Source organism: Hyphomicrobium sp. 1Nfss2.1, assembly GCF_965243865.1.
In the GTDB taxonomy this organism is placed as follows: Bacteria; Pseudomonadota; Alphaproteobacteria; order Rhizobiales; family Hyphomicrobiaceae; genus Hyphomicrobium_A.
The window spans coordinates 1,659,766-1,682,149 of record NZ_OZ251603.1 but is presented as its reverse complement, the minus strand read 5'-3'; the positions used below and the strand labels follow the sequence as shown (position 1 = coordinate 1,682,149).

General features: G+C 64.6%; 22 protein-coding genes and 1 other RNA gene. 14 read left to right on the top strand and 9 right to left on the bottom strand.

Annotated elements, in window-relative coordinates; translation table 11 throughout:
- The first annotated feature begins 92 nt into the window (after positions 1–92).
- A complete protein-coding gene (gene nspC / locus ACP15D_RS08310) occupies positions 93–1,253 on the top strand; it encodes a carboxynorspermidine decarboxylase (protein ID WP_424957061.1) in 1,161 nt (386 codons plus the stop codon).
- Here the strand turns inward: nspC and mntR are convergent.
- The 4 genes from mntR to ACP15D_RS08290 form a co-directional block, all read right to left on the bottom strand.
- Positions 1,250–1,714: a manganese-binding transcriptional regulator MntR gene (mntR, locus tag ACP15D_RS08305; protein ID WP_424957060.1), complete on the bottom strand. Its 465-nt coding sequence runs from the start codon at positions 1,712–1,714 to the stop codon at positions 1,250–1,252. The two genes, nspC and mntR, sit on opposite strands and share 4 nt — an antisense overlap.
- A gap of 270 nt (positions 1,715–1,984) precedes the next feature.
- Entirely contained in the window at positions 1,985–2,887 is a 903-nt protein-coding gene (locus ACP15D_RS08300) for a LysR substrate-binding domain-containing protein (protein ID WP_424957059.1), read from the bottom strand.
- A 22-nt stretch (positions 2,888–2,909) separates the two neighbouring features.
- Positions 2,910–4,001: a YeiH family protein gene (locus ACP15D_RS08295; RefSeq protein ID WP_424957058.1), complete on the bottom strand. Its 1,092-nt coding sequence runs from the start codon at positions 3,999–4,001 to the stop codon at positions 2,910–2,912.
- A gap of 107 nt (positions 4,002–4,108) precedes the next feature.
- Positions 4,109–4,699, bottom strand: coding sequence for an NADPH-dependent FMN reductase (locus tag ACP15D_RS08290; RefSeq protein WP_424957057.1), 591 nt, complete (start codon positions 4,697–4,699; stop codon positions 4,109–4,111).
- 217 nt (positions 4,700–4,916) lie between these two features.
- On the opposite strand from ACP15D_RS08290, the gene ACP15D_RS08285 reads away from it, so the two are divergent.
- The gene (locus tag ACP15D_RS08285) at positions 4,917–5,303 is read left to right on the top strand and encodes a DUF7282 domain-containing protein (protein WP_424957056.1); all 387 of its coding nucleotides are present in this window, start codon (positions 4,917–4,919) and stop codon (positions 5,301–5,303) included.
- Between the two features lie 34 nt (positions 5,304–5,337).
- Here ACP15D_RS08285 and ACP15D_RS08280 read toward each other — a convergent pair whose 3' ends face one another.
- The 4 genes from ACP15D_RS08280 to ACP15D_RS08265 all read right to left on the bottom strand — a co-directional run bounded on the left by ACP15D_RS08280 (position 5,338) and on the right by ACP15D_RS08265 (position 8,513).
- Positions 5,338–5,811 (bottom strand): hypothetical protein, encoded by a 474-nt coding sequence (locus ACP15D_RS08280; RefSeq protein WP_424957055.1) that lies wholly within the window; start codon positions 5,809–5,811, stop codon positions 5,338–5,340.
- Between the two features lie 3 nt (positions 5,812–5,814).
- Positions 5,815–6,060 carry a hypothetical protein gene (locus ACP15D_RS08275; RefSeq protein ID WP_424957054.1) on the bottom strand — a complete coding sequence of 82 codons (246 nt, stop codon included), beginning with the start codon at positions 6,058–6,060 and terminating at the stop codon, positions 5,815–5,817.
- 23 nt (positions 6,061–6,083) lie between these two features.
- Entirely contained in the window at positions 6,084–6,467 is a 384-nt protein-coding gene (locus ACP15D_RS08270; protein WP_424957053.1) for a hypothetical protein, read from the bottom strand.
- A 216-nt stretch (positions 6,468–6,683) separates the two neighbouring features.
- Complete coding sequence (locus tag ACP15D_RS08265; protein ID WP_424957052.1) at positions 6,684–8,513, bottom strand: phosphoenolpyruvate carboxykinase (GTP); 1,830 nt, start codon at positions 8,511–8,513, stop codon at positions 6,684–6,686.
- Positions 8,514–9,131: 618 nt separating this feature from the next.
- Here ACP15D_RS08265 and rnpB point away from each other — a divergent pair.
- Positions 9,132–9,581, top strand: an RNA gene (gene rnpB / locus ACP15D_RS08260) — RNase P RNA component class A.
- 186 nt (positions 9,582–9,767) lie between these two features.
- The gene (locus ACP15D_RS08255; protein WP_424957051.1) at positions 9,768–10,088 is read left to right on the top strand and encodes a hypothetical protein; all 321 of its coding nucleotides are present in this window, start codon (positions 9,768–9,770) and stop codon (positions 10,086–10,088) included.
- Between the two features lie 10 nt (positions 10,089–10,098).
- Here the strand turns inward: ACP15D_RS08255 and ACP15D_RS08250 are convergent, their stop codons facing one another.
- The gene (locus ACP15D_RS08250; protein ID WP_424959194.1) at positions 10,099–10,506 is read right to left on the bottom strand and encodes a diacylglycerol kinase; all 408 of its coding nucleotides are present in this window, start codon (positions 10,504–10,506) and stop codon (positions 10,099–10,101) included.
- Positions 10,507–10,854: 348 nt separating this feature from the next.
- Between ACP15D_RS08250 and ACP15D_RS08245 the strand changes: the two genes are divergently transcribed.
- The 10 genes from ACP15D_RS08245 (at position 10,855) to murG (ending at position 22,312) form a co-directional block, all read left to right on the top strand.
- Positions 10,855–11,364 (top strand): division/cell wall cluster transcriptional repressor MraZ, encoded by a 510-nt coding sequence (locus tag ACP15D_RS08245; RefSeq protein ID WP_424957050.1) that lies wholly within the window; start codon positions 10,855–10,857, stop codon positions 11,362–11,364.
- Complete coding sequence (gene rsmH / locus ACP15D_RS08240) at positions 11,361–12,386, top strand: 16S rRNA (cytosine(1402)-N(4))-methyltransferase RsmH (RefSeq protein ID WP_424957049.1); 1,026 nt, start codon at positions 11,361–11,363, stop codon at positions 12,384–12,386. Before ACP15D_RS08245 ends, rsmH begins: the two co-directional genes overlap by 4 nt.
- A gap of 22 nt (positions 12,387–12,408) precedes the next feature.
- The gene (gene ftsL, locus ACP15D_RS08235) at positions 12,409–12,723 is read left to right on the top strand and encodes a cell division protein FtsL (RefSeq protein ID WP_424957048.1); all 315 of its coding nucleotides are present in this window, start codon (positions 12,409–12,411) and stop codon (positions 12,721–12,723) included.
- On the top strand, positions 12,716–14,464 hold the full coding sequence (locus ACP15D_RS08230; protein ID WP_424957047.1) for a peptidoglycan D,D-transpeptidase FtsI family protein: 1,749 nt from the start codon (positions 12,716–12,718) through the stop codon (positions 14,462–14,464). The genes ftsL and ACP15D_RS08230 overlap by 8 nt, the downstream gene beginning before the upstream one ends.
- A 115-nt stretch (positions 14,465–14,579) precedes the next feature.
- Positions 14,580–16,031: a UDP-N-acetylmuramoyl-L-alanyl-D-glutamate--2,6-diaminopimelate ligase gene (locus ACP15D_RS08225; RefSeq protein WP_424957046.1), complete on the top strand. Its 1,452-nt coding sequence runs from the start codon at positions 14,580–14,582 to the stop codon at positions 16,029–16,031.
- Between the two features lie 3 nt (positions 16,032–16,034).
- Complete coding sequence (locus ACP15D_RS08220; protein ID WP_424957045.1) at positions 16,035–17,459, top strand: UDP-N-acetylmuramoylalanyl-D-glutamyl-2,6-diaminopimelate--D-alanyl-D-alanine ligase; 1,425 nt, start codon at positions 16,035–16,037, stop codon at positions 17,457–17,459.
- A gap of 28 nt (positions 17,460–17,487) precedes the next feature.
- Positions 17,488–18,570: a phospho-N-acetylmuramoyl-pentapeptide-transferase gene (gene mraY, locus ACP15D_RS08215; RefSeq protein WP_424957044.1), complete on the top strand. Its 1,083-nt coding sequence runs from the start codon at positions 17,488–17,490 to the stop codon at positions 18,568–18,570.
- 51 nt (positions 18,571–18,621) lie between these two features.
- Positions 18,622–20,040 (top strand): UDP-N-acetylmuramoyl-L-alanine--D-glutamate ligase, encoded by a 1,419-nt coding sequence (gene murD / locus ACP15D_RS08210; RefSeq protein WP_424957043.1) that lies wholly within the window; start codon positions 18,622–18,624, stop codon positions 20,038–20,040.
- Positions 20,037–21,215: an FtsW/RodA/SpoVE family cell cycle protein gene (locus tag ACP15D_RS08205; protein WP_424957042.1), complete on the top strand. Its 1,179-nt coding sequence runs from the start codon at positions 20,037–20,039 to the stop codon at positions 21,213–21,215. The genes murD and ACP15D_RS08205 overlap by 4 nt, the downstream gene beginning before the upstream one ends.
- On the top strand, positions 21,212–22,312 hold the full coding sequence (gene murG, locus ACP15D_RS08200) for an undecaprenyldiphospho-muramoylpentapeptide beta-N-acetylglucosaminyltransferase (protein ID WP_424957041.1): 1,101 nt from the start codon (positions 21,212–21,214) through the stop codon (positions 22,310–22,312). Before ACP15D_RS08205 ends, murG begins: the two co-directional genes overlap by 4 nt.
- Positions 22,313–22,384: the final 72 nt, after the last annotated feature.

Here is a 22,384-nt window from a genome sequence, read left to right as displayed (position 1 = left end):
CGCTACGCGCTGTCACTTTCAACTGGCGCGCGGCAATGCCATATAGCGGCGGCCCGGAAGGATGGTCTGCCGGCACCTTGGGATTATCTGCCATGACCTTGAAGCTGCCTGCCGCGATGGCGACGCCCGCCTATGTGCTGGATGTTGCCGCGCTGAAGCGCAATCTCGAGACCGTCGCCCGCATTCGCCGCGAGGCCGGAGCCAAGATCCTGCTCGCCACCAAGGCGTGGGCGATGCCGGCGGCTTTCCCGCTGATGCGCGATGTGCTGGACGGCTCGACGGCGAGCGGTGAGTTCGAGGCGCGCATGGGGGCGGAGGAGTTCGGCAAGGAGGTGCACGTCTACGCGCCGGCCTATTCGCCGGGCGAGGTGGAGCGGCTTTCGAGCATCGCCAACCACATCTATTTCAACTCGCCGGAGCAGATGGCGCGGTTCGGCGGTATCGCCAAAGCTGCCGGTGCGAAGATCGGCGTGCGCATCAACCCGGGCTATTCCAACGCGACGCTGGGCGGGGCGCTGTACGACCCGTGCGCGCCGTGCTCGCGCTTTGGCACGACCCGCGAACAGATCGACGAATTGCCGTGGGGCGAGATCGACATCTTCCATGCGCACGCGCTGTGCGAGAGCATGGCCGATGGCTCGGTTGGGCTGATCGAGCGCGTTGCCCGTGATTTCGCGCCCTACATCCGTCAGGTGAAGGCGGTGAACTTCGGTGGCGGACACTTCATCAATAAGCCGGGCTATGACGTCGACAAGCTGATCGCGGCGATCAGGGCGTTCCGTGCTGAGTTCGGCGTTGAGGTCATTTTAGAGCCGGGCGGGGGGATCGTGGTCGATACCGGTTATCTGGTCGCGTCGGTCATCGGGCTGCACCGCAACGCGAAGGACATCGCCATTCTCGACACGTCGGCGAGCTGCCACATGCCGGACGTGCTGGAGGTGCCGTACACGCCGCAGGTGATCGGCGCGGACAAGCCGGGCGTTTATGCGCACGACTACATCCTCGGCGGCAAGACGTGCATGACCGGCGACATCATCGGCGAATATTCGTTCCCCGAGCCGTTGCAGGTCGGCAGCCGGATCGTGTTCACGGATATGATGCAGTACTCGTTCGTGAAGAACACCACCTTTAACGGCACGCCGCGGCCGGACCTTGCCATCCTCGACGAGGACGGCGGCTATCGCGTGGTCGGCACGTTCGGTTATGACGATTTTCGCCACACGCTCGGCGCCAAGGCGGCGGAGAACGTTTAGTCGCGTGGACGGCGCTGCTTGGCGAGGTGACGGCGGAAGGCTTCGAGCGTCGTCTTGCTGACGTGATGCTCGATGCCTTCGGCGTCCGCCTCGGCGGTTTCGGGGTCGATGCCCAGCGAGATCAGCAGGTCGCGCACGATCAGGTGGCGCTCGCGTGAGGCGGCGGCCAGCTTGCGTCCCTTGTCGGTGAGGAAGATGGCCCGGTAGGGCTCGCTGGTGACGAAACCGTCGCGCTGCAGGCGCTGGATGGTGTTGTTCACGGTCGCCTTGGTAACACCGAAGCACTCGGCGAGATCGACGAGGCGCGCCTCGCCCTTCTCGCCGATGAGTTCGGCGATGATCTCGACATAATCCTCGGCGGTTTCCGACTGATGCGCGTCGCGCACGCGGCGAAAGCGCTCGGCGTGGTCGGCCGGCGCGCGCGGCTGGGCAGTCGAGGTTCTTTTGCGTGACGAATCCATGCCTTGCATTTTAGCGCACTCTCAGCTTGACAACAAAAGTTAGTATAAACTAACTCAGCTAATGCTAACTGAGTTCTTGTGGCCGACTGATGGTCGTCGGCCGGGCGATGAGTGCATCAACACCCCGAAGTGCTGCGGTGGGGTTTGCTTTGGCGTTGGCGGGTGGTGCCAATGCGGGCGAGAAAGCGCAGCACAACCTTTTCAATCCGACGCCGCGCGCGCTGATGCGCGAGATGACGACCGGTCGCCCTGATAGCACCGAGGTACCGCTTACGGTCGATGCGGGTCATATTTGCGATGCGGGAGAAGCGCAAGGAAGGCCGCCTCGGCGCGGCTGATGTGGCGCTCGCGATGGCGCAGCACCTGAAACGTGCGCTCCGACAGCGGCTCCTTCGGCGTCGCGAGCTCGCCGAGGCGCAATCCGGCGTCAGCGACGAGTGCGGACACGACGGTGCCGCCCGCACCTGCGGCGACGGCCGCGAGCACGGCCTCGTTCGAGGGCAGCTCCAGTGCGATGTCGAGGTCGGTGGGCGCAATGCCGAGGCGCTGCAGGGCGAGCTTGAATTCGGCGCGCGTGCCAGAGCCCGGCTCGCGTAGCACCCAGCGGGTTTTCTTCAGATCGGCAATCGACAGCTTCGATTTGCGGGCGAGCGGATCGGCCTTGGCGAACACCGCGATCATTTCGTCGGTGGCGACCACTTCGCTCGTGAGTTGGGGATCGTCGATTGCGCCCTCGACGAAGCCGAGATCGGCGAGGCCTTCGCGTGTAGCAGCGGCGACCTGCTGCGTGTTCCCGGCGACAACGTTCAAGGTGATGCCCGGATAGAGCGCACGGAAGCGGGCGATGAACTGCGGCAGCCAGTAATTGGTGATCGTCTGGCTGGCGTAAAGAGTGAGCGCGCCGCGCTTGACGCCGGCAAGGTCGGCCAGCGTTCGTTCCGCTGCTGTTGCGCGCGCCAGCACCGCGCGTGCTTCGGGGAGAAATTCCTCGCCCGCCTTGGTCAGCGCGATGCGGCGGCCGATGCGGTCGAACAAAGCGACGCCGTAACGGCCTTCGAGCGCGGCAATGGCGGCGCTGGCCGCAGACTGGGTGATGTTGATTGCCTCGGCCGCGCGCGTCACGTGCTGACGCTCGGCAACGGCAACGAAGATGCGCAGTTGCTCGAGCGTCATGGCGTTAAGCTCCGGGAATGTATCAGCCCGCGAGCAGAATGAGCGTCAGGCTGAAGGCGGCGATGAACAGCGAGGCGGTGGCGCCGAGGATCAGCGGCCGGGCGCCCTTGGCGCGCAGCTTGGTGAGATCGGTTTCGAGGCCCATGGCGGCGAGCGACATCGACAGAAGGAACGTCGTGGTGCCGGCGGTCCACGCTTTGGCGTCGGCGGGAATGGCGATGAGGCTGTTGAGGCCGATCAGCGCGATGAAGCCGAGCACGAACCAGGGGATGGGCGGGCGACCGGCGCTGCGCTCCGTTGCTGCGCTGGCGCCGAGCCTGCTCGCCGCCTGGCGTGCGGCGATGAGGCCAAGGGTGATCACCACGGGCGCGAGCAGCATGACGCGGCTGAGCTTGGCGATGGTTCCGAACTCGCCCGATGCGGTGCCGCCCTGGAAGGCCGCGGCAACGACCTGCGCCACCTCGTGAATGGAGGCACCTGCCCACAGGCCGAAGGCGTGCGGGTTCAGCTGCATCATTGAGGACAGCAGCGGATAGCTGAGCATGGCCATGGAGCCGAAGATCGTCACGCAGGCGATGGCGTAGGCGACGTCCTCGTCCTCGCCCTGGGTCACGGTGTTGGTCGCGATCACGGCGGAGGCGCCGCAGATCGATGTGCCGGCTGCGATGAGCTGCGTCAGCTTGCGGTCGACGCCCATCATGTGGCCGAGCCACGTGGTGAAGGCGAACGTGACGATCAGGCTGGCGGTGATGATGAGGAGACCGCTGGGGCCGACCTCCACCACCTGTCTCGCCGTGAGTTGCAAGCCGAGCAGGATCACGCCGAGGCGCAGAACGCGGCGCAGCGAGACCTTCACGCCCGGCTTCGCCCATGCGGGCGTGCCGATGATGTTGTGCAGGGCGGCGCCGATGACGATGGCGAGGATCAGCGGGCTCAGGGCGGAGATGCCGGGAACCTGATGGGCGAGGAACGCCGCGCCAGCGATGGCGACTGTCAATCCGATGCCGGGCAGCGCCTGCGTGAAAGCGTGGAACGGCGACTGGGCCGTCGCCTGTGATGGCGTTGAGGGCTGGCAAAGCGCGGGGCGGCCTTCGGTTGCGGCGGCGGTGGGCATCGGGGTTCTCCTTCGATGCGCACCCTCCAATAAAGCGAATGATCGATCCAACGCATTATAGCGATGGAATCAATCGAATTTGTTTATGAATAGACGTTGGAGCGGGGTCAGTACGGCGGCGCCTTGGCGGCGCGCTGGGCTTTGGCGGCCGCGGTCCACCAGGCGAGATCGTCGGCAAAGCGCGGGAAGCTGTCGGCCAGCGCCTTGCCGCCCTCGCCGGTCGGCGCGCCGCTGCTGTCCAGCGCGGCGCCAATGGGGCCGACCGTGAGGGTGCTGGAGATGACCGCCATGCCCATCTCCGACAGCGTGCCGTGCCAGAGGAAGTTGGAGCGCGCGCCGGCGAGGCGGCCGGCCGAGTAGCTGGCGATGGCGGCGGGGCGCCAGAACCATTCCTCGAGGAAATGGTCGGTGAGGTTCTTGAGGCCGGGCTGGTAGCCCCAATTGTATTCGCCGACGACGAAGAGGAACGCGTCGGCCGCTTTGATCTTTTGCGCCAGCGTTTCCATCGCGGGCGGCGCGGTGCCCGGATCGTATTCCTTATACATGCGGTCGAGCATCGGCAGGCCGACCGCCTTCGCGTCGATCAACTCAGCGTCATCGCCGCGTGCCTTCAGTTGCGCGACGAGATAGTCGGCGAGGCGGATGCCCATGCGGTCGCGGCGGTAGGAGCCGTAGAAGACAAGGATCTTGTTCGGCATGGGGGTGGTCCTCGCGTTCTGCGTTGGCTCTGGCAGTGTGTGGCGGGCAGGTTCAACAATCCGTAAGGCGGCGGAAAGTTGCGGTGGGGCAGGGGGATTCTTAGCTGGAGGATATGCAGCGCGGGCGGCGCGGACCTGTCCGCCGTCGCAGGTGCCGCGCTGCTGGGCACGGTGGGGTGAGCCCCCGCCGCCCTTCCTCTCTCGCAGGAGGCTGACAATGAAATCATCTGCAAAGTTTGCTCGCATGCTGCCGGTCGTCGGGATGGTGCTCGCCATGGCGACGGTGGCGCACGCAGACAACATTCTTCCGTCCGTCACCGCGCTCAATCAGAAGCCGAAGAACGATGCCGTCTCGATTACGTACGCCTACCTGCCGCAGAACGGCAGGCTGGTGATCCTGTCAGGTGACCCGGCCGAAAAGTCGTCGGCCTCGTTGATCGGGGCAACAGACCTCAACGCGGGCGATCACCGCAATATCAAGGTGAAGCTGACCAGCGAGCCGAAGCCGGGTGCCCGCGTGTGGGCCGCGGTCGAGGAGGCGAAGGCGAACAAGCTGTTCCCTGGCAGCGATGAGCGCGCCGAGCAGAGGTTCATGATCATGTGAGGCAAGAGCGCGTGAGGCCGGAGAGCTTACGGCCTCATGCGTCGACGAGAAGGAGCGCGCGCGCGGGCTTGCGGCGTGCCGTTGCCCTCGCCGGGCGCAGGGCTGTCGCCAGCAGGTTGCGAATGGCGAGCCACTCCATCTCCTGTTCGAACAGCCGGTCGAGGTGCTTTGCGAGGATGTCATCGGCGACGACATCCTTGCTGGCTCCGACGGTCATGGCGCGCCGCTCGTTGAGGATTTCTGCCAGTGCGCGGGTTGAATCCTTGCTGAGCTTATCGATGGCGATGACGCCGGCCGCAAACTGATCGTGCGGGTGTGCGACGTCGATGATGGACTGCTGCTGCGCGTGCTTGCGCAGCGCGTCCCAGATGATTTTGTGTGCGGCGAGCCTGATGGGGACGCGCTCGATGATCGTATAGCGCGGCGTCGATGCCAGTTCGGACTTGGCACCTTTGGCTTTGCGCTTTGCGGGCGGGTCGTGCTGGGCGAGGCAGAGCAGCTTGGGCATCGGTCATTCCCTCCCCGGCCCAAGGGCAAGCGTGACGCGGACCGGATCACCGGCGCGGTTCTTGAGGGATGCGCGGTTGTCGTTGTAGTCGGCAACAGCAGTTTGCGCTGTCTTAGCCGCGCTGGTCGCCCGGATGATGACCTCGCGCACGTCGGCGCGGGTGTGGATGGCAGCACCGGCGATCTGCTGAACCATCGGGCGCGTGACGTGCCCGCTTTTGAACTCGATAGCAATCTCGTAACTCGGCATGACACTACTCGTACTGTTGGACACTATTCGTATTGCTGGTTGACGATCATCTTTCGAATGCGGCCGGCGACGATGCGGGCGCCGTGCTCGGTTGGGGTGATGATGCGCACGACGACGTCGATCCCTCCGTCGGCGCTCTTGGGGAGGTCGTCGACGGATTCGATGGGGAGGCCGTGCGTGGTGATGAACTCGACGGTCGGCCAGCGCTCGAGGGCGTCGAAGAGGCGGGTGAACTCGTCGCGATGGAAGCGGACGCCGCGTTCGCGCGGGGTCAGGGCATTGGCGGCTTCGTCTTGGCGTTGCAGGAAGCGGAGGATTGCAGAGGCGTCGCGGACGACGGGGACATCAACGGCAATTGCGGACGATCGCGTGGCGCCTGCCAGCCAATCGACAACGAACCGCAACATTGCGTACCCCATGCAACAGTTACCACATGGTTAACGTAAGTGCCGCCACAACTCGCGCAAGTGCTTGTTTTTAGAGGCATATGCATCGTTTTGGGGTGCAGAGTCGTTTTTGTTTGAAAATTATGGCCTTAGCTTTCGCGAAAAAGTTCGATTGGAAATGAAAAAGGCCGCGCGAAAAGCTTTCGCGCGGCCCGAATTGCCCAGAAATTGCCGTGATCAGGCGAGGCGTCGCTCCAATGCGTCGAGTTCGTCGGCGAGCTGGCGCGGCAGCTTGGCGCCGAAGGTCGCGAAGTGCTCGCGAATGGAAGGGATCTCCGACTTCCAGCCTTCCTTGTCGACGCTCATGAGATCCTTGAGGTCGTTCGGATCGACTTTGCAGCCTTTGGTGTCGAGCGAGTTTTCGGTCGGCAGGCGGCCGATTGGTGTTTCGACGGCTTCCGCCTTGCCGTCGCAGCGGTCGAAGATCCACTTCAGCACGCGGCTGTTGTCGGAGTAGCCCGGCCACATGAACTTGCCATTGGCGTTCTTGCGGAACCAGTTGACGTAGAAGATCTTCGGCATGTTGGCGCCGCCCTTCTCGCCCATCTTCAGCCAGTGGGCGAAGTAATCGCCCATGTGATAGCCGCAGAAGGGCAGCATCGCCATCGGGTCGCGGCGCAATTCGCCGACCTGTCCGGCGGCGGCAGCGGTTTTCTCGGACGCCATGATGGAGCCGAGGAAGGTGCCGTGCGCCCAGCTCAGCGCTTCCATCACGAGAGGGACAGTCGAGGCGCGGCGACCGCCGAAGAGGATGGCATCGATCGGCACGCCGTTCGGGTCCTCCCACTCGGGCGCGATAACCGGGCACTGGCCGGCAGGTGCGGTGAAGCGGGCGTTGGCGTGCGCGGCAGTGCGGCCGCATCCCGGCTTCCAGGAGCGGCGCATCCAGTCGACGAGATGCTCGGGCGCCTTGGCTGTCGCGCCCTCCCACCAGGCGTCGCCGTCGTCGGTGAGCGCGACGTTGGAGAAGATGATGTTGCCGGTGAGCGTCATCATGGCGTTAAAGTTGGAGTCGTTGCCCGTGCCGGGGGCAACGCCGAAGAAGCCGGTTTCCGGGTTGATGGCGCGCAGTCGGCCGTCAGGGCCGAACTTCATCCAGCAGATGTCGTCGCCGATCGTCTCGGCCTTCCAGCCGGGAATGGTGGGCACGAGCATGGCGAGGTTGGTCTTGCCGCACGCGGACGGGAAAGCGGCGGCGACGTACTTCACCCGGCCCTGGGGATTGGTGAGCTTGAGGATGAGCATGTGCTCAGCCATCCAGCCTTCATCGCGCGCCTTGACGGTGGCGATGCGCAGGGCGTGGCACTTCTTGCCGAGCAGGGCGTTGCCGCCGTAGCCCGATCCGTAGGACCAGATCTCGCGCGTTTCGGGGAAGTGGGAGATGTACTTGGTCTTGTTGCACGGCCAGGGCACGTCAGCAGTGTTGGGGGACGAGAGCGGGGCGCCGACAGTGTGCATGCCGCGGACGAAATCATCGGAGTTGCCGAGTGCTTGCCAGACCTTGGAGCCGACGCGCGTCATGATGTGCATGTTGGCGACGGCGTAGGCGCTGTCGGTGACCATGACGCCGATGCCGGCGATGGGAGAGCCGATGGGACCCATCGAATAGGGGACGACGTACATGGTGCGTCCGGCCATGGCGCCGTCGAACAGCTGCGACAGCGTCGCCTTCATCTCGGCGGGGTCGCGCCAGTTGTTCGAGGGACCGGCATCGTCCTGGGATTTCGAGCAGATAAAGGTTTGGTCCTCGACGCGGGCAACGTCGGCCGGGTCGGAGCGGACGAGGATGGAGTTGGGTCGCAGCTCTTCGTTGAGGCGGATGGCAGTGCCACCGTCCACAAGCGTTTTAGCAAGCGCCTGATATTCCTCAGGAGATCCGTCACACCAGTAGACACTTTCAGGCTTGAAGAGGGCTTTTGCCTCTTCGACGAACGCCAGGACTTTCGGATTGGCGGTGGGAGCCTGACCGTGAGCAGTACCTGCACTGATCTGGGTCTGAACGTTCATCGGCGGGTTTTCCTCGAAGCTTGTTTTTTTGAGGCTAAGCTTTCGACCCCAGCGTTATCACTTAATACGAATGTCTTTCAAGCAATTGGACGCGAAACGCGGGTAAGTACCTGCGCTTGCCGCACCGCACCCAAAGGGGTGGATGACTGACTTAGGTCAGTGTTGGTGGCCAATGGGTAGTGTCACGGTGTGACGGAGAGCCGTGATCACGAGGCTAGATCGATGCTTTGGCTCGATTATCAACGATCCTTCCCGCTCTGTGCGGTCGGGTGTGGGTAGGTTTATGTGACTTTTTTATTACCCAAATGGGTAGGTTTATTTTTTGTCTCGTCGGTCGTGCGGTGCAGCATGTATTGGAGGCCGTATGCAACGGAAAGATGCCATTCGCCGCGACGGCAAATGGGGCTATTGAAATAATCAAATGTATTCGGCCAATTACTGCTCATTGTTGGAGTTCTAAATTCGCTTATTCGGCGCGCTCGGGCAGCGAATTGAAAGCGGCTTGGGAACGCCGCTTCCGTGCTGGTGCGGCGCTGAAGGTTTTTCCGGCATGCTCGCCCTGGTCCTTCCTCCCGCCGGGGCTTGACGCTGCTTCTGCAAAGACCCTTATTCCCATTGTCAGCTGGCCGGACGGCCGCTGCCGGATTGCGGGCGTCTATGGTCCATCAAGCAACGCCGGTGGAGGAAAGTCCGGGCTCCATGGAGACACGGTGGCGGCTAACGGCCGCCGGGGGCGACCCCAGGGAAAGTGCCACAGAAAGCAAACCGCCCGGCGAAGCTTCGGCGAAGCAGGGTAAGGGTGAAAGGGTGCGGTAAGAGCGCACCGCGCCGGCGGCAACGTCGGTGGCAGGGCAAACCCCACCGGGAGCAAAACCAAATAGGGGTGGCCGGGCGCGCCGAAAGGTGGCGCCAGGTTCGTCTTCAGACCCGCCGCCCGGGTTGGTTGCTCGAGGCACTCAGCAATGGGTGTCCCAGATGAATGGCCGTCGCGGAGCCTTTGGCCAACACTCGGCAAGCCGGTGTTGGGCTAGCTCCAGACAGAACCCGGCTTACAGGCCAGCTGACACTTTCCTATCGCAAATTAGCTGTTGTGCCGGCATCGCGAGAAGGCGCGCGCGGGTGTTGTCCCGCAATCGGCCAGGCGCCAACCTCGCTTTAATTCCTGGCGCTTTAGTGTTTGATTTTGCAGTCAAAATTTCAATCCGGCAGTAAGCAATCGAAGTTAGCTTCGCATGAGGGTTCAAGGAGGGTTTCATGCGTAAGCTGCTCATGTCATTGCTGTGCGCCGTCGCGGCTGTCACGGCGTTCGGCGTCACCGCCGACAACGCGGAGGCTCGCGCGTACCGCTGGTATCGCGACTACGCCCCGCTCTATCCGGAAGTCTATTACGGCCCGCCCGTCGTCTACGTCGTGCCGCCGTCCTATTCCTACTATCCGCGCAAGGTCTATTCGGGCTGCTGCGGCTACGTCGTGGGGCCGGCCTACACCTACTATCCGGCTCCGGTGTACGTGCCGCGTCAGCGCTACGTGCAGCCCTACGTGTACGCACCGCGTCAGCGCCGCTGCTGCCGGTAGGCGCCGCTCTTTATCTCGCGTTCCCTCCCGCGACGAGCCAGTTCGGATTGAACCATCGATCCGCTGGCCCGTCGTAGGGAAGGCGATTGATGTCCCAGTGATGGATGTATTTGGCATAGACGTCCCACACCGGGGGGCCGCCGCCGATGTAGACGACGCGGCCGGGGAATTTCGCCAGCGTCTCTTGCGGGTGCATGTGCGAACGCAGTTCGACGATCGTCATGTATTTGCGCTCGTGATCGGGGACGGCGCGCGCCGTGGTTGGCCCGGCGAGTAGAACATGGCCGCGGGTCTTGGCGAAAAAGTTTGCGACGTCCTCTTTGTATTCCGGTCCCGGGTTGCCCTCCCACGGGAGGTGGCCGTTGAGGCCCAGCTGGCCGGATAGACCAATCGCAATCATCGAGCGCACGTCGGGTATTCGCATCGTCTGAAATCCTGCAGTTGAGGCGGGAAACGCTTGTTGTCGTCCCTAGGTGCACCAGCAGGGAAGCGCAAGCTGCGTCCGTGAGCCCACAGCGGGCACTGCAACCCAAGTTTGCCCGGTGGAAATCCTTAACAAACCATTGACGCCCATTTCATCCCATGCGATCCCATGAATGCCCGACCGCACCGGGCAGGGTCCCGTGGCAGGGCGCCGGTCTCGAATGAGGGCTCGCAGACGCGAGCGACCGCCACGGCCCCCCGGCCGGTGCATCAGGTGAAGGGAGCTCAGGCTCCACCATGTGCGGTTGTTTTTGAGTGAAGTGCGCGAGGCTGCGAAAAGGGGATGGACCGCTTTGTCTCGACATTCACAAACAAGATCGATGCTAAGGGGCGCGTCTCCGTGCCAGCACCTTTCCGTGCCGTTCTCGATCGCGATGGCTATGCCTCAGGAGGCGCAGGCGGCATCTACTGCTACCCCGCGCTCGAGGCTCCTGCGCTCGATGCAGGCGGCGAGAGACTTGCAAAAAAGATCGATGGGCTTCTCGCAGGCCTGCCGGACTATTCGGACGAGCGGGACGAGCTCTCTGTCGCACTCTACGGCGACGTTCAGGTCCTCACGATCGATGGGGACGGCCGCATCAGCCTTCCTGAGAGTCTTCGCACCCATGCGGGGCTTTCATCCCAGGTCACTTTTGTCGGCCTTGGCGACAAGTTTCAAATGTGGAGCCCGGAGCGCTTCGCCGAGCGGCGTGAGCGCGCGCGGGCAAAAATCCACGAGACACGTAAGCTCTTCGGCGCGGGGAGCCGTTTATCCTCGGATGAGGATGACGGCAGCGAAGGAGCACGGGGATGACGGCGCGCCGCCGGTCAGGAAACTCAACTGACGCTGGTCGTGCGCGCCACATCCCCGTGCTGCTCGCCGAGGTGCTGGCGAGCCTGAAGCCCGCAAGCGGTGAAACGTATATCGACGGCACCTTCGGGGCGGGCGGCTATACGCGCGCCATCCTCGACGCGGCGGATTGCAACGTGCTGGCGCTCGACCGCGATCCATCGGCGATCATCGGCGGGCAGCCTCTGGAGCAGCAGCTCGGCGACCGGCTGACGCTGCTGGAATCACGCTTTTCCGAACTGGAGGATGCGGCGCGCGAGCAGGGCGTGGCGCCGGTCGACGGCGTGGTGCTCGATATCGGCGTCTCCTCAATGCAGATCGACGAGGCCGGGCGCGGATTCTCGTTCATGGCGGACGGGCCGCTCGACATGCGGATGTCGTCGGCGGGCACGTCGGCGGCCGATGTCGCCAATCGGGCCGAGGAAGAAGAACTGGCCGACATCATCTTTGCGCTCGGCGATGAGCGGCGCTCGCGCGGGATAGCCCGGGCGATCGTGCGTGCGCGGGGCGAATCACCCATCACCACGACGCGAGCGCTGGCGGAGATCGTCTCGCGCGCCGTGGGCGGGCGGCGTGGCGATGATCAGCATCCGGCGACGAAGACATTCCAGGCGCTACGCATCTACGTGAACGATGAACTGGGTGAACTGGCGCGGGCGCTGGGGGCGGCAGAGCGCTGCCTGAAGCCGGGCGGGCGGCTGGTCGTGGTGACCTTCCATTCGCTTGAGGACCGCATCGTGAAGCGGTTTTTGCAGCAGCGGGCCGGTAAGGAATCCCAGGGATCACGGCACCTGCCGCCGCAATCGGTAAAATTGAATCTACCCAGTTTTGAGATTGTTAACCCGCGTCCGTTAACTCCTTCGAAAGAAGAACTCGCGGTAAACTCCCGCGCCAGATCGGCACGGTTGCGGGCGGGACTGCGCACAGAAGCGCCGGCCTGGCCGCTGGATGAAGACTTGCCGGGGGTGCCGTCGTTGCGAGGCTAGGTGGGTAGCAGGGAGGCAAGCGATGCGGTTCGTCATTCTCGCTGCACTTTTGATCACCCTCGCCAGCGCGTTCGTCCTCTACTCCAGCAATTACGACACCCGCCAGCTCGAGGTACGCGTCTCGGAACAGGAGCGCACGATCGAGAAGGCGCGCGGCGACATTGCCGTTCTCAAAGCGGAGCGTGCACATCTGGCGCGACCGGAGCGCATCGAGCCGCTGGCGCGCGCAATGGGTCTTGCACCAGCCTCGGAGCAGCAGCTTGCCGTCAGTCCGGATGCGGCTCTGTCGCGCGTGATGGCGACCGGAAGCACCACCTCGCAGAAGAGGGGTGACTGAGTTGGAGCGGGGCGCCGGCAACAGAAACGTTGAGCATGATGCGGCCGGCGAGGTTGTAGCGGAGCCGCGCTCGGCCAATGGGCCGCTGCGCACGCTGATCGCAACGGTCGGCGTTGCGCTGTTCTTCATGGCGATCGGGGCGCAGCTCGTGCGCCTCGCGCTGATGGGGCTGGGCGATAGCTCGATCTCGATGAGCGAGACGGTGGCGCAAAGCTTCGCGCGGCCGGATATCGTCGACCGCAATGGGCGGCTGCTGGCAACCGACGTCGAAGCTTATTCGCTGTTCGCCGATCCGGCACGCGTGATCGATCGCGACGAGGTGATCGAAAAGCTCGCGCTCGTGTTCAACGATCTCGATCGCGCCTCGCTGCGTAAAGACCTTTCGGATCGCACCCGCCGTTTCGTCTGGGTGCGCCGTGGCCTGTCTCCGCGTGTCGCGCAGACGGTGCACGATCTAGGGCTACCTGGGCTCGACTTCCGCCGCGAGCTGCGCCGCGCGTATCCGGGCGGAAAGCTGGCCGGGCATCTGATCGGCTACGTCAACATCGACAACAAGGGCGTCTCCGGGATCGAGCGTTATGTTGACGACGTCGTCGGCGTCGAATCGGTGCAAGGGGCGACGCTCGCCGAGCGGGCGCCCGTGCGCCTTTCGATCGACATCGGCGTGCAGCATGCCGTTGAGGCCGAGCTGCAAGAGGCGATGAAGCTCTACGAGGCCAAGGGCGCGGCCGCCATCGTGATGGATGTGAACAGCGGCGAGGTGCTGGCGTCGGCATCTTTCCCCGGGGTCGATCCGGCCTTTCCCAACACCAGCCAGGAGCCGGCCAATCTCGACAAGGTGGCAGGCTCGACGTTCGAATTGGGATCCGTTTTCAAGACACTGACAATCGCCATGGCCCTCGATGCGGCGTTGGCGACGCCGGAGACGATCGTCGATGTGCGCAAGGAGCTGTCGGCCGGGGGCTTCACGATCAAGGACCTGCACCCGCTGCGCCGGCCGCTGACAGTCGCGGAAATTTTCCTGCATTCTTCGAACGTGGGCGCGGCGATGCTGGCGATGCAGGCAGGGCCGCAGCGCTTCCGGGACTTCCTGCGCCAGATGCAATTGCTGGACCCGATGCGCACGGAGGCGGGGCCGATTGCGCCGCCGCAGCTCCCGCAGCGCTGGGGTGACATCGAGACGATGACGATTGCCTATGGTCACGGTATCGCGGTGGCGCCGCTACAATTTGCGGCGGCGGCGGCGAGCGTGGTCAACGGCGGTCGCAAGGTCACGCCGACGTTCGTCAAGCGCCCAGCCGACTCGGGCGTGGCGGTAATTCCGCTGATCGATACGGCGACGAGCGCGAAAATGCGCGATCTGATGCGCCGGAACGTTGCCGAACGCGTCGGGACGGGAAAGCGCGCGGAGGTTGCAGGCTACCAAGTGGGCGGCAAGACCGGCACGGCTGAGATGCCGGGCGTGGGCGGCTACCGCGAGAAGTCGGTGATTTCGTCGTTTCTGGCGGCGTTTCCGATGGATAGCCCGCGCTACCTGGTCTTCGTGATGATCTTCGAGCCGCAGGGAACGAAGGCGTCGTCGGGGGAAGTGCTGGCTTCGCTCAATGCCGCGCCGACGGCGGGCCGGGTGATCGGGCGCGTTGGTCCGCTTCTGGGTATATTGCCGACGCAAGCCGCAGCGGCGGGTGCTCCAAGCGTAGCGTTTGACGCTCGTTCCGGCGCAAAATATGAAACGCGGTGAGGATCTGCTCACCGGCACGTCTGTCGATGCGTTGCGTTCCATAGCACTAGTGTGATGATCGTATAGTCCGCCACATCATCCGCGGCAGGGTCGCGGTCAGGACACTAGGAGAACCATGCTTCTGTCCTCACTCATCGGGGCCGATGCCATCGCGCCGGCGGGCGCTGGAAATGTCGAGGTTGCCGGCCTCACATCTGACAGCCGCACCGTGCGTCCCGGTTTCGTGTTCGCGGCCATCGCCGGATCGAAAGCGGACGGGGCGCGCTTCATTGCCGACGCGGTTGGCAAGGGAGCGGTGGCGATCCTTGCAGGGCAAGACGCCGAAGCTACGGAGGCCGGCGATGTGCCGGTCGTGCGGGCGGTGGAGCCGCGGCGCGCTCTGGCGCTGATGGCGTCACGCTTCTACGGACTGCAGCAGCCCGAAACGACCGTGGCCGTGACCGGCACCAGCGGGAAAACGTCGGTTGCGGATTTCACGCGGCAAATCTATGCGGCGCTGGGACACAAGGCGGCGTCGCTGGGGACCATCGGCGTCGTCAAACCGGATGGCGCGGTCTACGGCTCGCTGACGACGCCCGATCCGGTATCGCTGCACAAGACGCTGGCAGAACTCGCGGCGGAAGGCATCACGCATCTGGCGTTCGAGGCATCCTCGCATGGGCTCGACCAGCATCGGCTCGACGGCGTGCGTATCAAGGCGGCCGCTTTCACAAATCTCGGCCGTGATCATCTCGATTATCATCCGACCGTCGAAGACTATCTGGCGGCAAAGCTGCGCCTGTTCACCGACCTGCTGCCGGAGGACGGCACGGCTGTCGTCAACACGGATGCCGAGGGCGGCGACCGTGCCGTTGCCGCTGCCGAGGATGCGGGCCGGCGCGTGTTCACGGTCGGACGTAAGGGCGAGGGCCTGAAGCTAGAGCGTCTCGTGCGCGAGGGCTTTGCGCAGCGCATGTCGGTGGCGCATGAAGGCCGGGTGTTCGATGTTCGACTGCCGCTGCTTGGCGACTATCAGGCGGCCAATGCGCTGGTTGCAGCAGGTCTCGCTATTGCCACCGGCGAAGTTGCCGGGCACGTGCTGCCGGCGCTGCAGGGCCTGAAGGGCGTCAAAGGGCGCCTGGAGATCGTCGGTGAGGCGCGTGGCGGGATGGCTGTCGTCGATTACGCGCACAAGCCGGAGGCGCTGGCTGCGGTGCTCGACGCGCTACGACCGTTCGCGACCGGCAAGCTCATTTGCGTGATGGGCTGCGGCGGCGACCGCGACAAGGGCAAGCGGCCGATCATGGGCTCGATCGCGGTGGAGAAGTCGGACGTCGTCATCGTGACGGACGACAACCCGCGCACCGAAAAGCCCGAGGCGATCCGCGCGGAAATTCTGATTGCAGCTCCAGGTGCGCAGGAGATCGGCGACCGCGCCGAGGCGATTGCCCGGGGCGTTGCCATGCTGGGGGCTGGCGATGTTCTCGTTGTCGCCGGCAAGGGCCATGAAACCGGGCAGATCGTCGGCGACAGGATATTGCCGTTCTCGGACCACGATGAGGTTCGCAAGGCGCTGGAGCGCGATTGAGAGATGAGCGGATCCTTGTGGACGTGGGACAATCTCGTGCCGGCGGCCATCGGCGTGGCCGATGGGACGCCGAATGTGCCGATCACCGGCTTTTCGCTCGACACGCGCAGCTTGCAGCCGGGCGAGGTGTTCGTGGCGCTGCGCGACGTGCGCGACGGGCATGACTTCGTGCTGCAGGCTTTCGGGCAGGGCGCGGCGGCGGCGCTGGTGTCGACGAGCTACAAGCGGCGCGATGGCGATGGGGCGCTGCTGCGCGTCGCCGATACGCTGCATGGCCTGCGCGACATCGCCGCGGCGGCACGGCGGAGGACGGACGCGCGCATCGTGGCGGTGACGGGCAGTGTCGGCAAGACCGGCACCAAGGAGGCGCTGCGCGCATGCCTGTCCCGGCTCGGGGCCACGCATGCGGCGGAGAAATCCTTCAACAATCACTGGGGCGTGCCGCTGACGCTCGCCCGCATGCCGGCCGATGTGCGTTTCGGCGTGTTCGAGATCGGCATGAACCACGCGGGTGAGATCATTCCGCTGACGGCGCTGGTGCGCCCGCACGTCGCCATCGTGACGACCGTCGAGCCGGTGCATCTGGAATTTTTCGGCACGACGGAGAAGATCGCCGAGGCGAAGGCGGAGATTTTCTCGGGGCTGGAGCCGGGCGGGGTGGCCATTCTCAACCGCGACAACGAGCATTTCGAGCTGCTGGCGCGGCGCGCCCGCGAGCATGGGGCGCGCGTTGTCTCGTTCGGCCGCCATGAAAACGCCGACGTCCGGCCCGAAGTGTTCTCGCTCGAAGCCGATGGATCGGAGATCGTCGTCAGCATTGGCGGGCGGCGGATCGCCTATCGCGTCGGCGCTCCGGGGGCCCACATTGCACAGAACTCTCTCGCCGTCGTCGCTGCGCTGGACGCGCTGGGTGTCGACGTCGAACGGGCGATTTCGGCCCTCGGCGACGTCAAGGCCCCGAAAGGGCGCGGGGAGCGTCGCGAGGTGAGCGTGCCGGGCGGGTCAATTCTTGTCATCGATGAGAGCTACAACGCCAATCCGGCCTCGATGCGCTCGGCGCTGGCTGCCATGGCGACGGTGCCGCGGACGCGCTTTCCGCGGCGGATCGCGGTGCTCGGCGACATGCTGGAACTGGGCGAAAATGCCGGAGATCTGCACGCTGCGCTCAACGAGCCCGTTGACGCCGCCGAGGTCGATCTGGTCTTTGCTAGTGGAGACAACATGCGGCGGCTCTACGAGGCGCTGCCGGGAAGGCGCCGCGGGGCATGGGCGCCGACATCGGAGGGAATTGCCGCCGCGCTCGGTCAGGCCGTGCAGGCGGGCGATGTTGTGATGATCAAAGGTTCACTTGGCTCGCGCATGGCGTTGCTCGTCGACGCGCTGCTGGCACAGGGCGATCAACAGGTTACGGCCTCGGCCAGCCGCTGAGAGGGCGCCGAGCCATTCGGAGAGTGGAATGCTTTATGAGCTTGTGAACTTCAGCGACCAGATCGGCGTGCTGAACGTCTTCAAATACATCACGTTTCGCACGGGGGGAGCGATCTTCACGGCGCTGCTGTTCGTTATGCTGTTCGGGCCGGGCATCATCGACCTGTTGCGCGTGAAGCAGGGCAAGGGCCAGCCGATACGCGACGATGGCCCCAAGACGCACCTTGCCAAGGTCGGCACGCCGACCATGGGCGGGCTCATGATCCTTGCGGGCGTCACGGTGGCGACGCTGCTGTGGGCCAACCTCGCCAACCCATACATTTGGATCGTGCTGGGCGTGACGCTCGGCTATGGCGCGATCGGCTTTTACGACGACTACCTGAAGGTGACGAGACGCACATCGTCGGGCTTCTCGAGCCGCATGCGTCTGGGCTTGGAGCTGCTCATTGCTGCGATTGCGACCGGGCTTGTGATGTATCTGGGGCCGCCTGAAATCAGCCAGGTGCTGACGCTGCCGTTCTTCAAGAACCTGGTACTGGAGATGGGGCCGTTCTTCATCCTGATCGGCGTGTTCGTCATTGCGGGCGCTGGCAACGCGGTGAACCTCACGGACGGTCTCGATGGTCTCGCCATCGTGCCGGTGATGATCGCGGCGGCCACGTTCGGTCTCATCGCGTACCTGATCGGTAACGCCAAGTTCGCTCAGTACCTGCAGATCCACTACGTCGCCGGCACGGGCGAATTGTCGGTGATCTGCGGTGCGCTGATCGGCGCTGGCCTCGGATTCCTGTGGTTCAACGCGCCGCCGGCCATGATTTTCATGGGCGATACCGGCTCGCTGGCGCTGGGCGGCGCGCTTGGCGCCATCGCCGTGGCGACGAAGCACGAGATCGTACTCGCCATCGTCGGCGGTCTGTTCGTCTTGGAGACGCTGTCGGTGATCATTCAGGTGGCCTCATACAAGACGACCGGAAAACGCGTGTTCCGAATGGCGCCGTTGCATCACCATTACGAGCAGCAGGGCTGGCAGGAATCGACGGTCGTTGTGCGCTTCTGGATCATTTCCGTGATCTTAGCGCTCGTTGGCCTCGCCACCTTGAAGCTGCGCTGACGGGCAAAGCCGCAGCGCCATTCCGGCTCCAGTTGCGTTAGTTTAGCGGCCATGATTCGCATCACATCGTTTGCCGACAGGCGGGTTGCCGTGTTCGGGCTGGGGGCATCGGGCATTGCCACCGCAAAGGCGCTTGTCCAAGGCGGTGCTGACGTCGTCGCCAGCGACGACAGCGTCCAGGGCATGAAGGCAGCGGCCGAAGCCGGGCTAAAGACCGCCGACCTCAAAGAGGCCAACTGGGCCGTGTTCTCGGCGCTGGTGGTGGCGCCGGGCGTGCCGTTGACGCATCCCGAGCCGCACTGGGCGGTGCGGGCGGCGAAGCTGGCGGGCGTCGAGGTGATCGGCGACCTGGAGCTGTTCTGCCGCGAACGGCGCAGGCAGGACTTCGACGTGCCGCTCGTCTGCATCACGGGGACGAATGGCAAGTCGACGACCACGGCGCTGACGGCGCATCTGTTGAAGGCGGCAGGCCGCGACATCCAGGTGGGCGGCAACATCGGCACGGCGATGCTGCTTCTGGAGCCGTTCGCGCCCGGGCGGCACTACGTGATCGAGTGCTCGTCCTATCAGATCGACTTGGCACCGAGCGTCGATGCGTCAGTTGCCGTGCTGCTCAACGTGACGCCGGATCATCTCGACCGGCACGGCACGATCGAGAACTATGCGGCAGTGAAGGCGGGCTTGGTCTACGGCGCGCAGAAGGGTGTCGTCGGCGTCGACGATAAATACTGCCGCGCCATTGCAGACAAGCTGATCTCCGCCAAGGGCAAGGAGAACGTCACACGCATTTCGGCGCGGCCTGATGCGGATTGCGACGTCGGTGTCGCGGGAAGCAACGTGGTGCGCCGCAAGGGCGGTAGCGCCACGGTGATCGCCGACCTTGCCGGGATCGGTTCGCTACGCGGTTCGCACAACGCCGAGAACGCGTGCGCTGCGAGTGCGGCGCTGATGGCGCTGCCGCAACCTCTTAGCGCCAATGAGATTGCGAGAGGGCTCAAGTCGTTTCCTGGGCTGGCGCACCGTATGGAGGAACTGGGTCGCGCAGGGCGCACGCTGTTCGTCAACGATTCCAAGGCGACGAATGCCGATTCCACGGAAAAGGCGCTGGTCTCGTTTCCCGGCAACATTTTCTGGATCCTCGGCGGCAAGCCGAAGGCTGGCGGCATCAGCGCTTTGACTGCGTATTTCGACCGGGTGGCGAAGGCCTATCTGATCGGTGAGGCGAGCGAGGAGTTCGCGGCGACGCTCGACGGCAAGGTTGTCTTCGAGCGCTGCGGAACGCTGGATGCGGCAACGGCCGCCGCGGCGCGCGATGCCGCTGCCAGCGCGGATGCCTCCGAGCCGGTGGTGCTGCTGTCGCCCGCGTGCGCCTCGTTCGATCAGTTCCGCAATTTCGAGGTGCGCGGCGATCATTTCCGAGCACTGGTGAAGGCGCTGCCCGGTATCGAGATGAAGCGGGGCGATGCATGAGGCTGTCGCGCGCTGACAGGAGCCGTGTGGCCGACTGGTGGTTCACCGTCGATCACGTGCTCGTCGGCGCCATTCTGGCCTTGATCGTTGCCGGTCTCGTTTTCTCGCTCGCGGCCAGTCCGGCGGTTGCCCTGCGCAAAGGGTTGCCGACCTACTATTTCGTCGAGCGGCACTTTTTCTTCTCGGCAGTGGGCGTCGTCGTCATGCTGGCGGTGTCGCTATTGTCGCCGCGCGGTGTGCGGCGGCTGGCGCTTGGTCTCTTCGCGGTTTCCGTCGCGGGCATGATCGCGGTGCACTTCATCGGGCCGGAGATCAACGGCGCGCGGCGGTGGCTGTCGATCGGCGGGCATTCGATCCAGCCGTCTGAATTTGCCAAGCCGGCGTTCATCGTGCTTTCGGCGTGGCTGTTCGCGGAGAGCCAGCAGCGGCAGGACATGCCGGCGCTGCCGCTCGCGATCCTGCTCGGGCTGTGCTTCACCGGGCTTCTCATTTCCGAGCCGGATATCGGCCAGACGCTGCTGGTCAGCATCGTGTGGGCGGGGCTCTATTTCCTGTCCGGGCAGGCGCTCCTTGGTGCGGGCATCATCGGCATGGTCGGCGCGATGGGGTTGGCGTTCGCCTATTCGAGCTTTGCGCACGTGCGCTTTCGCATCGACAAGTTCCTGGCGCCGACACCGGGCGATTATTCGCAGGTCGACCGAGCGATGAAGTCGTTCTCTGAGGGAGGCTTCCTCGGGCGCGGGCCGGGTGAGGGCACGATCAAAAACGCGCTGCCGGACGCGCATACCGACTTCATCTTCGCGGTCGTTGCCGAGGAATACGGTGTCATCGCCTGTCTCGTGCTGCTGGGGCTATTTGCGTTCATCGTGATGCGGGTGCTCATTGCCGCCGCGCAGGAGAAGACGGCGGCGACGCGACTTTCGATCCAGGGCTTGGCTCTGCTGTTCGGGCTGCAGGCGCTGATCAACATGGGCGTCAACGTCGGGCTACTACCGGCCAAGGGCATGACGCTACCGTTCATTTCGTCGGGCGGATCGTCGATGCTGGCGGTATCGATTACGCTCGGGATGTTGTTGGCGCTGACGCGGCATCGTCCGCACGTGGCGCGAGTGAAGCGGCCGCCGGTGCTCAACGACGTCGTTGGAATGCCGACTACCAGTCAGGTGCAGAAGTGACGAAACAAACGAAATCGGTGTTGCTGGCGGCGGGTGGCACGGGCGGGCATCTGTTCCCGGCGCAGGCACTGGCGGAGGAGCTTGGCCGGCGCGGGGTGCCGGTCGATCTGGCTACCGACATGCGCGGCGACCGCTACGGCATGGGGTTCCCGGCGCGCAGCGTGCACCGGCTGCCGTCGGCGACGCTGGGTTCGAAGTCGCCGGTCGCCATTGCACGCACGGGCTGGCTGCTGACGCGCGGGCTCATCGCTGCGCTCGGACTCGTCGGCAAGCTGAAGCCGGGGATCGTCATCGGTTTCGGCGGCTATCCGACGTTCGCGCCCATCAAGGCGGGCCAGCTTCGCGGCGTGCCGACGTTGCTGCATGAGCAAAACGCGGTGCTGGGGCGAGCCAACAAGATGCTGGCGCCAGGCGTCACCGGCATTGCCACCTCGTTCGCGTCGACGAAGTACCTGTCGCCGGAGCTTGCCTCGAAGGCGCGGCTGACGGGCAATCCGGTACGCACGGCGGTGATCGAGGCGGCGCGGCGGCCCTATTGGCGCCCGCAGCCGGAAGGGCGGTTATCGCTGCTGGTATTCGGCGGCAGCCAGGGCGCGCGCTTCTTCTCCGAGGCCGTGCCGCCGGCTTTAGCGTTGCTGCCGATGGAGCTGAGGCACAGATTGGACATCGTACAGCAGGCTCGCGAGGAGGATGCCGAGGGCGTATCGGCGGCCTACCGGCGGCTGGGGATCAACGCCGAGGTGTCGCACTTTTTCACGGATCTGCCCGAAAGGATGGCGCGCTCGCATTTGGTTATCGCGCGCTCGGGTGCATCGACCGTGGCAGAGCTGACCGTGATCGGACGCCCGTCGATCCTGGTTCCGCTGCCGCACGCGCTTGACAATGACCAGCTGCAGAACGCCACGAGACTTGCCGAATCAGGTGCGGCTTGGTGTATCGAACAGAAGGATTTATCTGCCGAGCGCCTTGCGAACGATATCGGAACATTGTTGGGTGATGCTGAGGCGTTGGTGAAAGCTGCCGATGCCGCGAAAATGCTTGGGCGGCCGGATGCGGTGGGGCGTCTGGCGGACATGGCCCAGGAATTGATGCGTTGAGGTGCGACAGTCGTTGTGTAGCCGGGGGGCAGCCGTCGCCATAAGCGGGCCACGAAGGTGGCGGCATTGGTC

Excerpts from the sequence above, each read along its gene's own strand:
- ACP15D_RS08245 (WP_424957050.1), top strand. The coding sequence starts at position 10,855 with ATGGACCGCTTTGTCTCGACATTCACAAACAAGATCGATGCTAAGGGG.
- ACP15D_RS08225 (WP_424957046.1), top strand. The coding sequence starts at position 14,580 with ATGCTTCTGTCCTCACTCATCGGGGCCGATGCCATCGCGCCGGCGGGC.
- nspC (WP_424957061.1), top strand. The coding sequence starts at position 93 with ATGACCTTGAAGCTGCCTGCCGCGATGGCGACGCCCGCCTATGTGCTG.
- ACP15D_RS08255 (WP_424957051.1), top strand. The coding sequence starts at position 9,768 with ATGCGTAAGCTGCTCATGTCATTGCTGTGCGCCGTCGCGGCTGTCACG.
- ACP15D_RS08280 (WP_424957055.1), bottom strand. The coding sequence starts at position 5,811 with ATGCCCAAGCTGCTCTGCCTCGCCCAGCACGACCCGCCCGCAAAGCGC.
- mntR (WP_424957060.1), bottom strand. The coding sequence starts at position 1,714 with ATGGATTCGTCACGCAAAAGAACCTCGACTGCCCAGCCGCGCGCGCCG.
- ACP15D_RS08205 (WP_424957042.1), top strand. The coding sequence starts at position 20,037 with ATGAGGCTGTCGCGCGCTGACAGGAGCCGTGTGGCCGACTGGTGGTTC.
- ACP15D_RS08285 (WP_424957056.1), top strand. The coding sequence starts at position 4,917 with ATGAAATCATCTGCAAAGTTTGCTCGCATGCTGCCGGTCGTCGGGATG.
- mraY (WP_424957044.1), top strand. The coding sequence starts at position 17,488 with ATGCTTTATGAGCTTGTGAACTTCAGCGACCAGATCGGCGTGCTGAAC.
- ACP15D_RS08220 (WP_424957045.1), top strand. The coding sequence starts at position 16,035 with ATGAGCGGATCCTTGTGGACGTGGGACAATCTCGTGCCGGCGGCCATC.
- ftsL (WP_424957048.1), top strand. The coding sequence starts at position 12,409 with ATGCGGTTCGTCATTCTCGCTGCACTTTTGATCACCCTCGCCAGCGCG.
- ACP15D_RS08270 (WP_424957053.1), bottom strand. The coding sequence starts at position 6,467 with ATGTTGCGGTTCGTTGTCGATTGGCTGGCAGGCGCCACGCGATCGTCC.
- ACP15D_RS08295 (WP_424957058.1), bottom strand. The coding sequence starts at position 4,001 with ATGCCCACCGCCGCCGCAACCGAAGGCCGCCCCGCGCTTTGCCAGCCC.
- ACP15D_RS08300 (WP_424957059.1), bottom strand. The coding sequence starts at position 2,887 with ATGACGCTCGAGCAACTGCGCATCTTCGTTGCCGTTGCCGAGCGTCAG.
- murD (WP_424957043.1), top strand. The coding sequence starts at position 18,622 with ATGATTCGCATCACATCGTTTGCCGACAGGCGGGTTGCCGTGTTCGGG.
- ACP15D_RS08275 (WP_424957054.1), bottom strand. The coding sequence starts at position 6,060 with ATGCCGAGTTACGAGATTGCTATCGAGTTCAAAAGCGGGCACGTCACG.
- ACP15D_RS08265 (WP_424957052.1), bottom strand. The coding sequence starts at position 8,513 with ATGAACGTTCAGACCCAGATCAGTGCAGGTACTGCTCACGGTCAGGCT.
- rsmH (WP_424957049.1), top strand. The coding sequence starts at position 11,361 with ATGACGGCGCGCCGCCGGTCAGGAAACTCAACTGACGCTGGTCGTGCG.
- ACP15D_RS08290 (WP_424957057.1), bottom strand. The coding sequence starts at position 4,699 with ATGCCGAACAAGATCCTTGTCTTCTACGGCTCCTACCGCCGCGACCGC.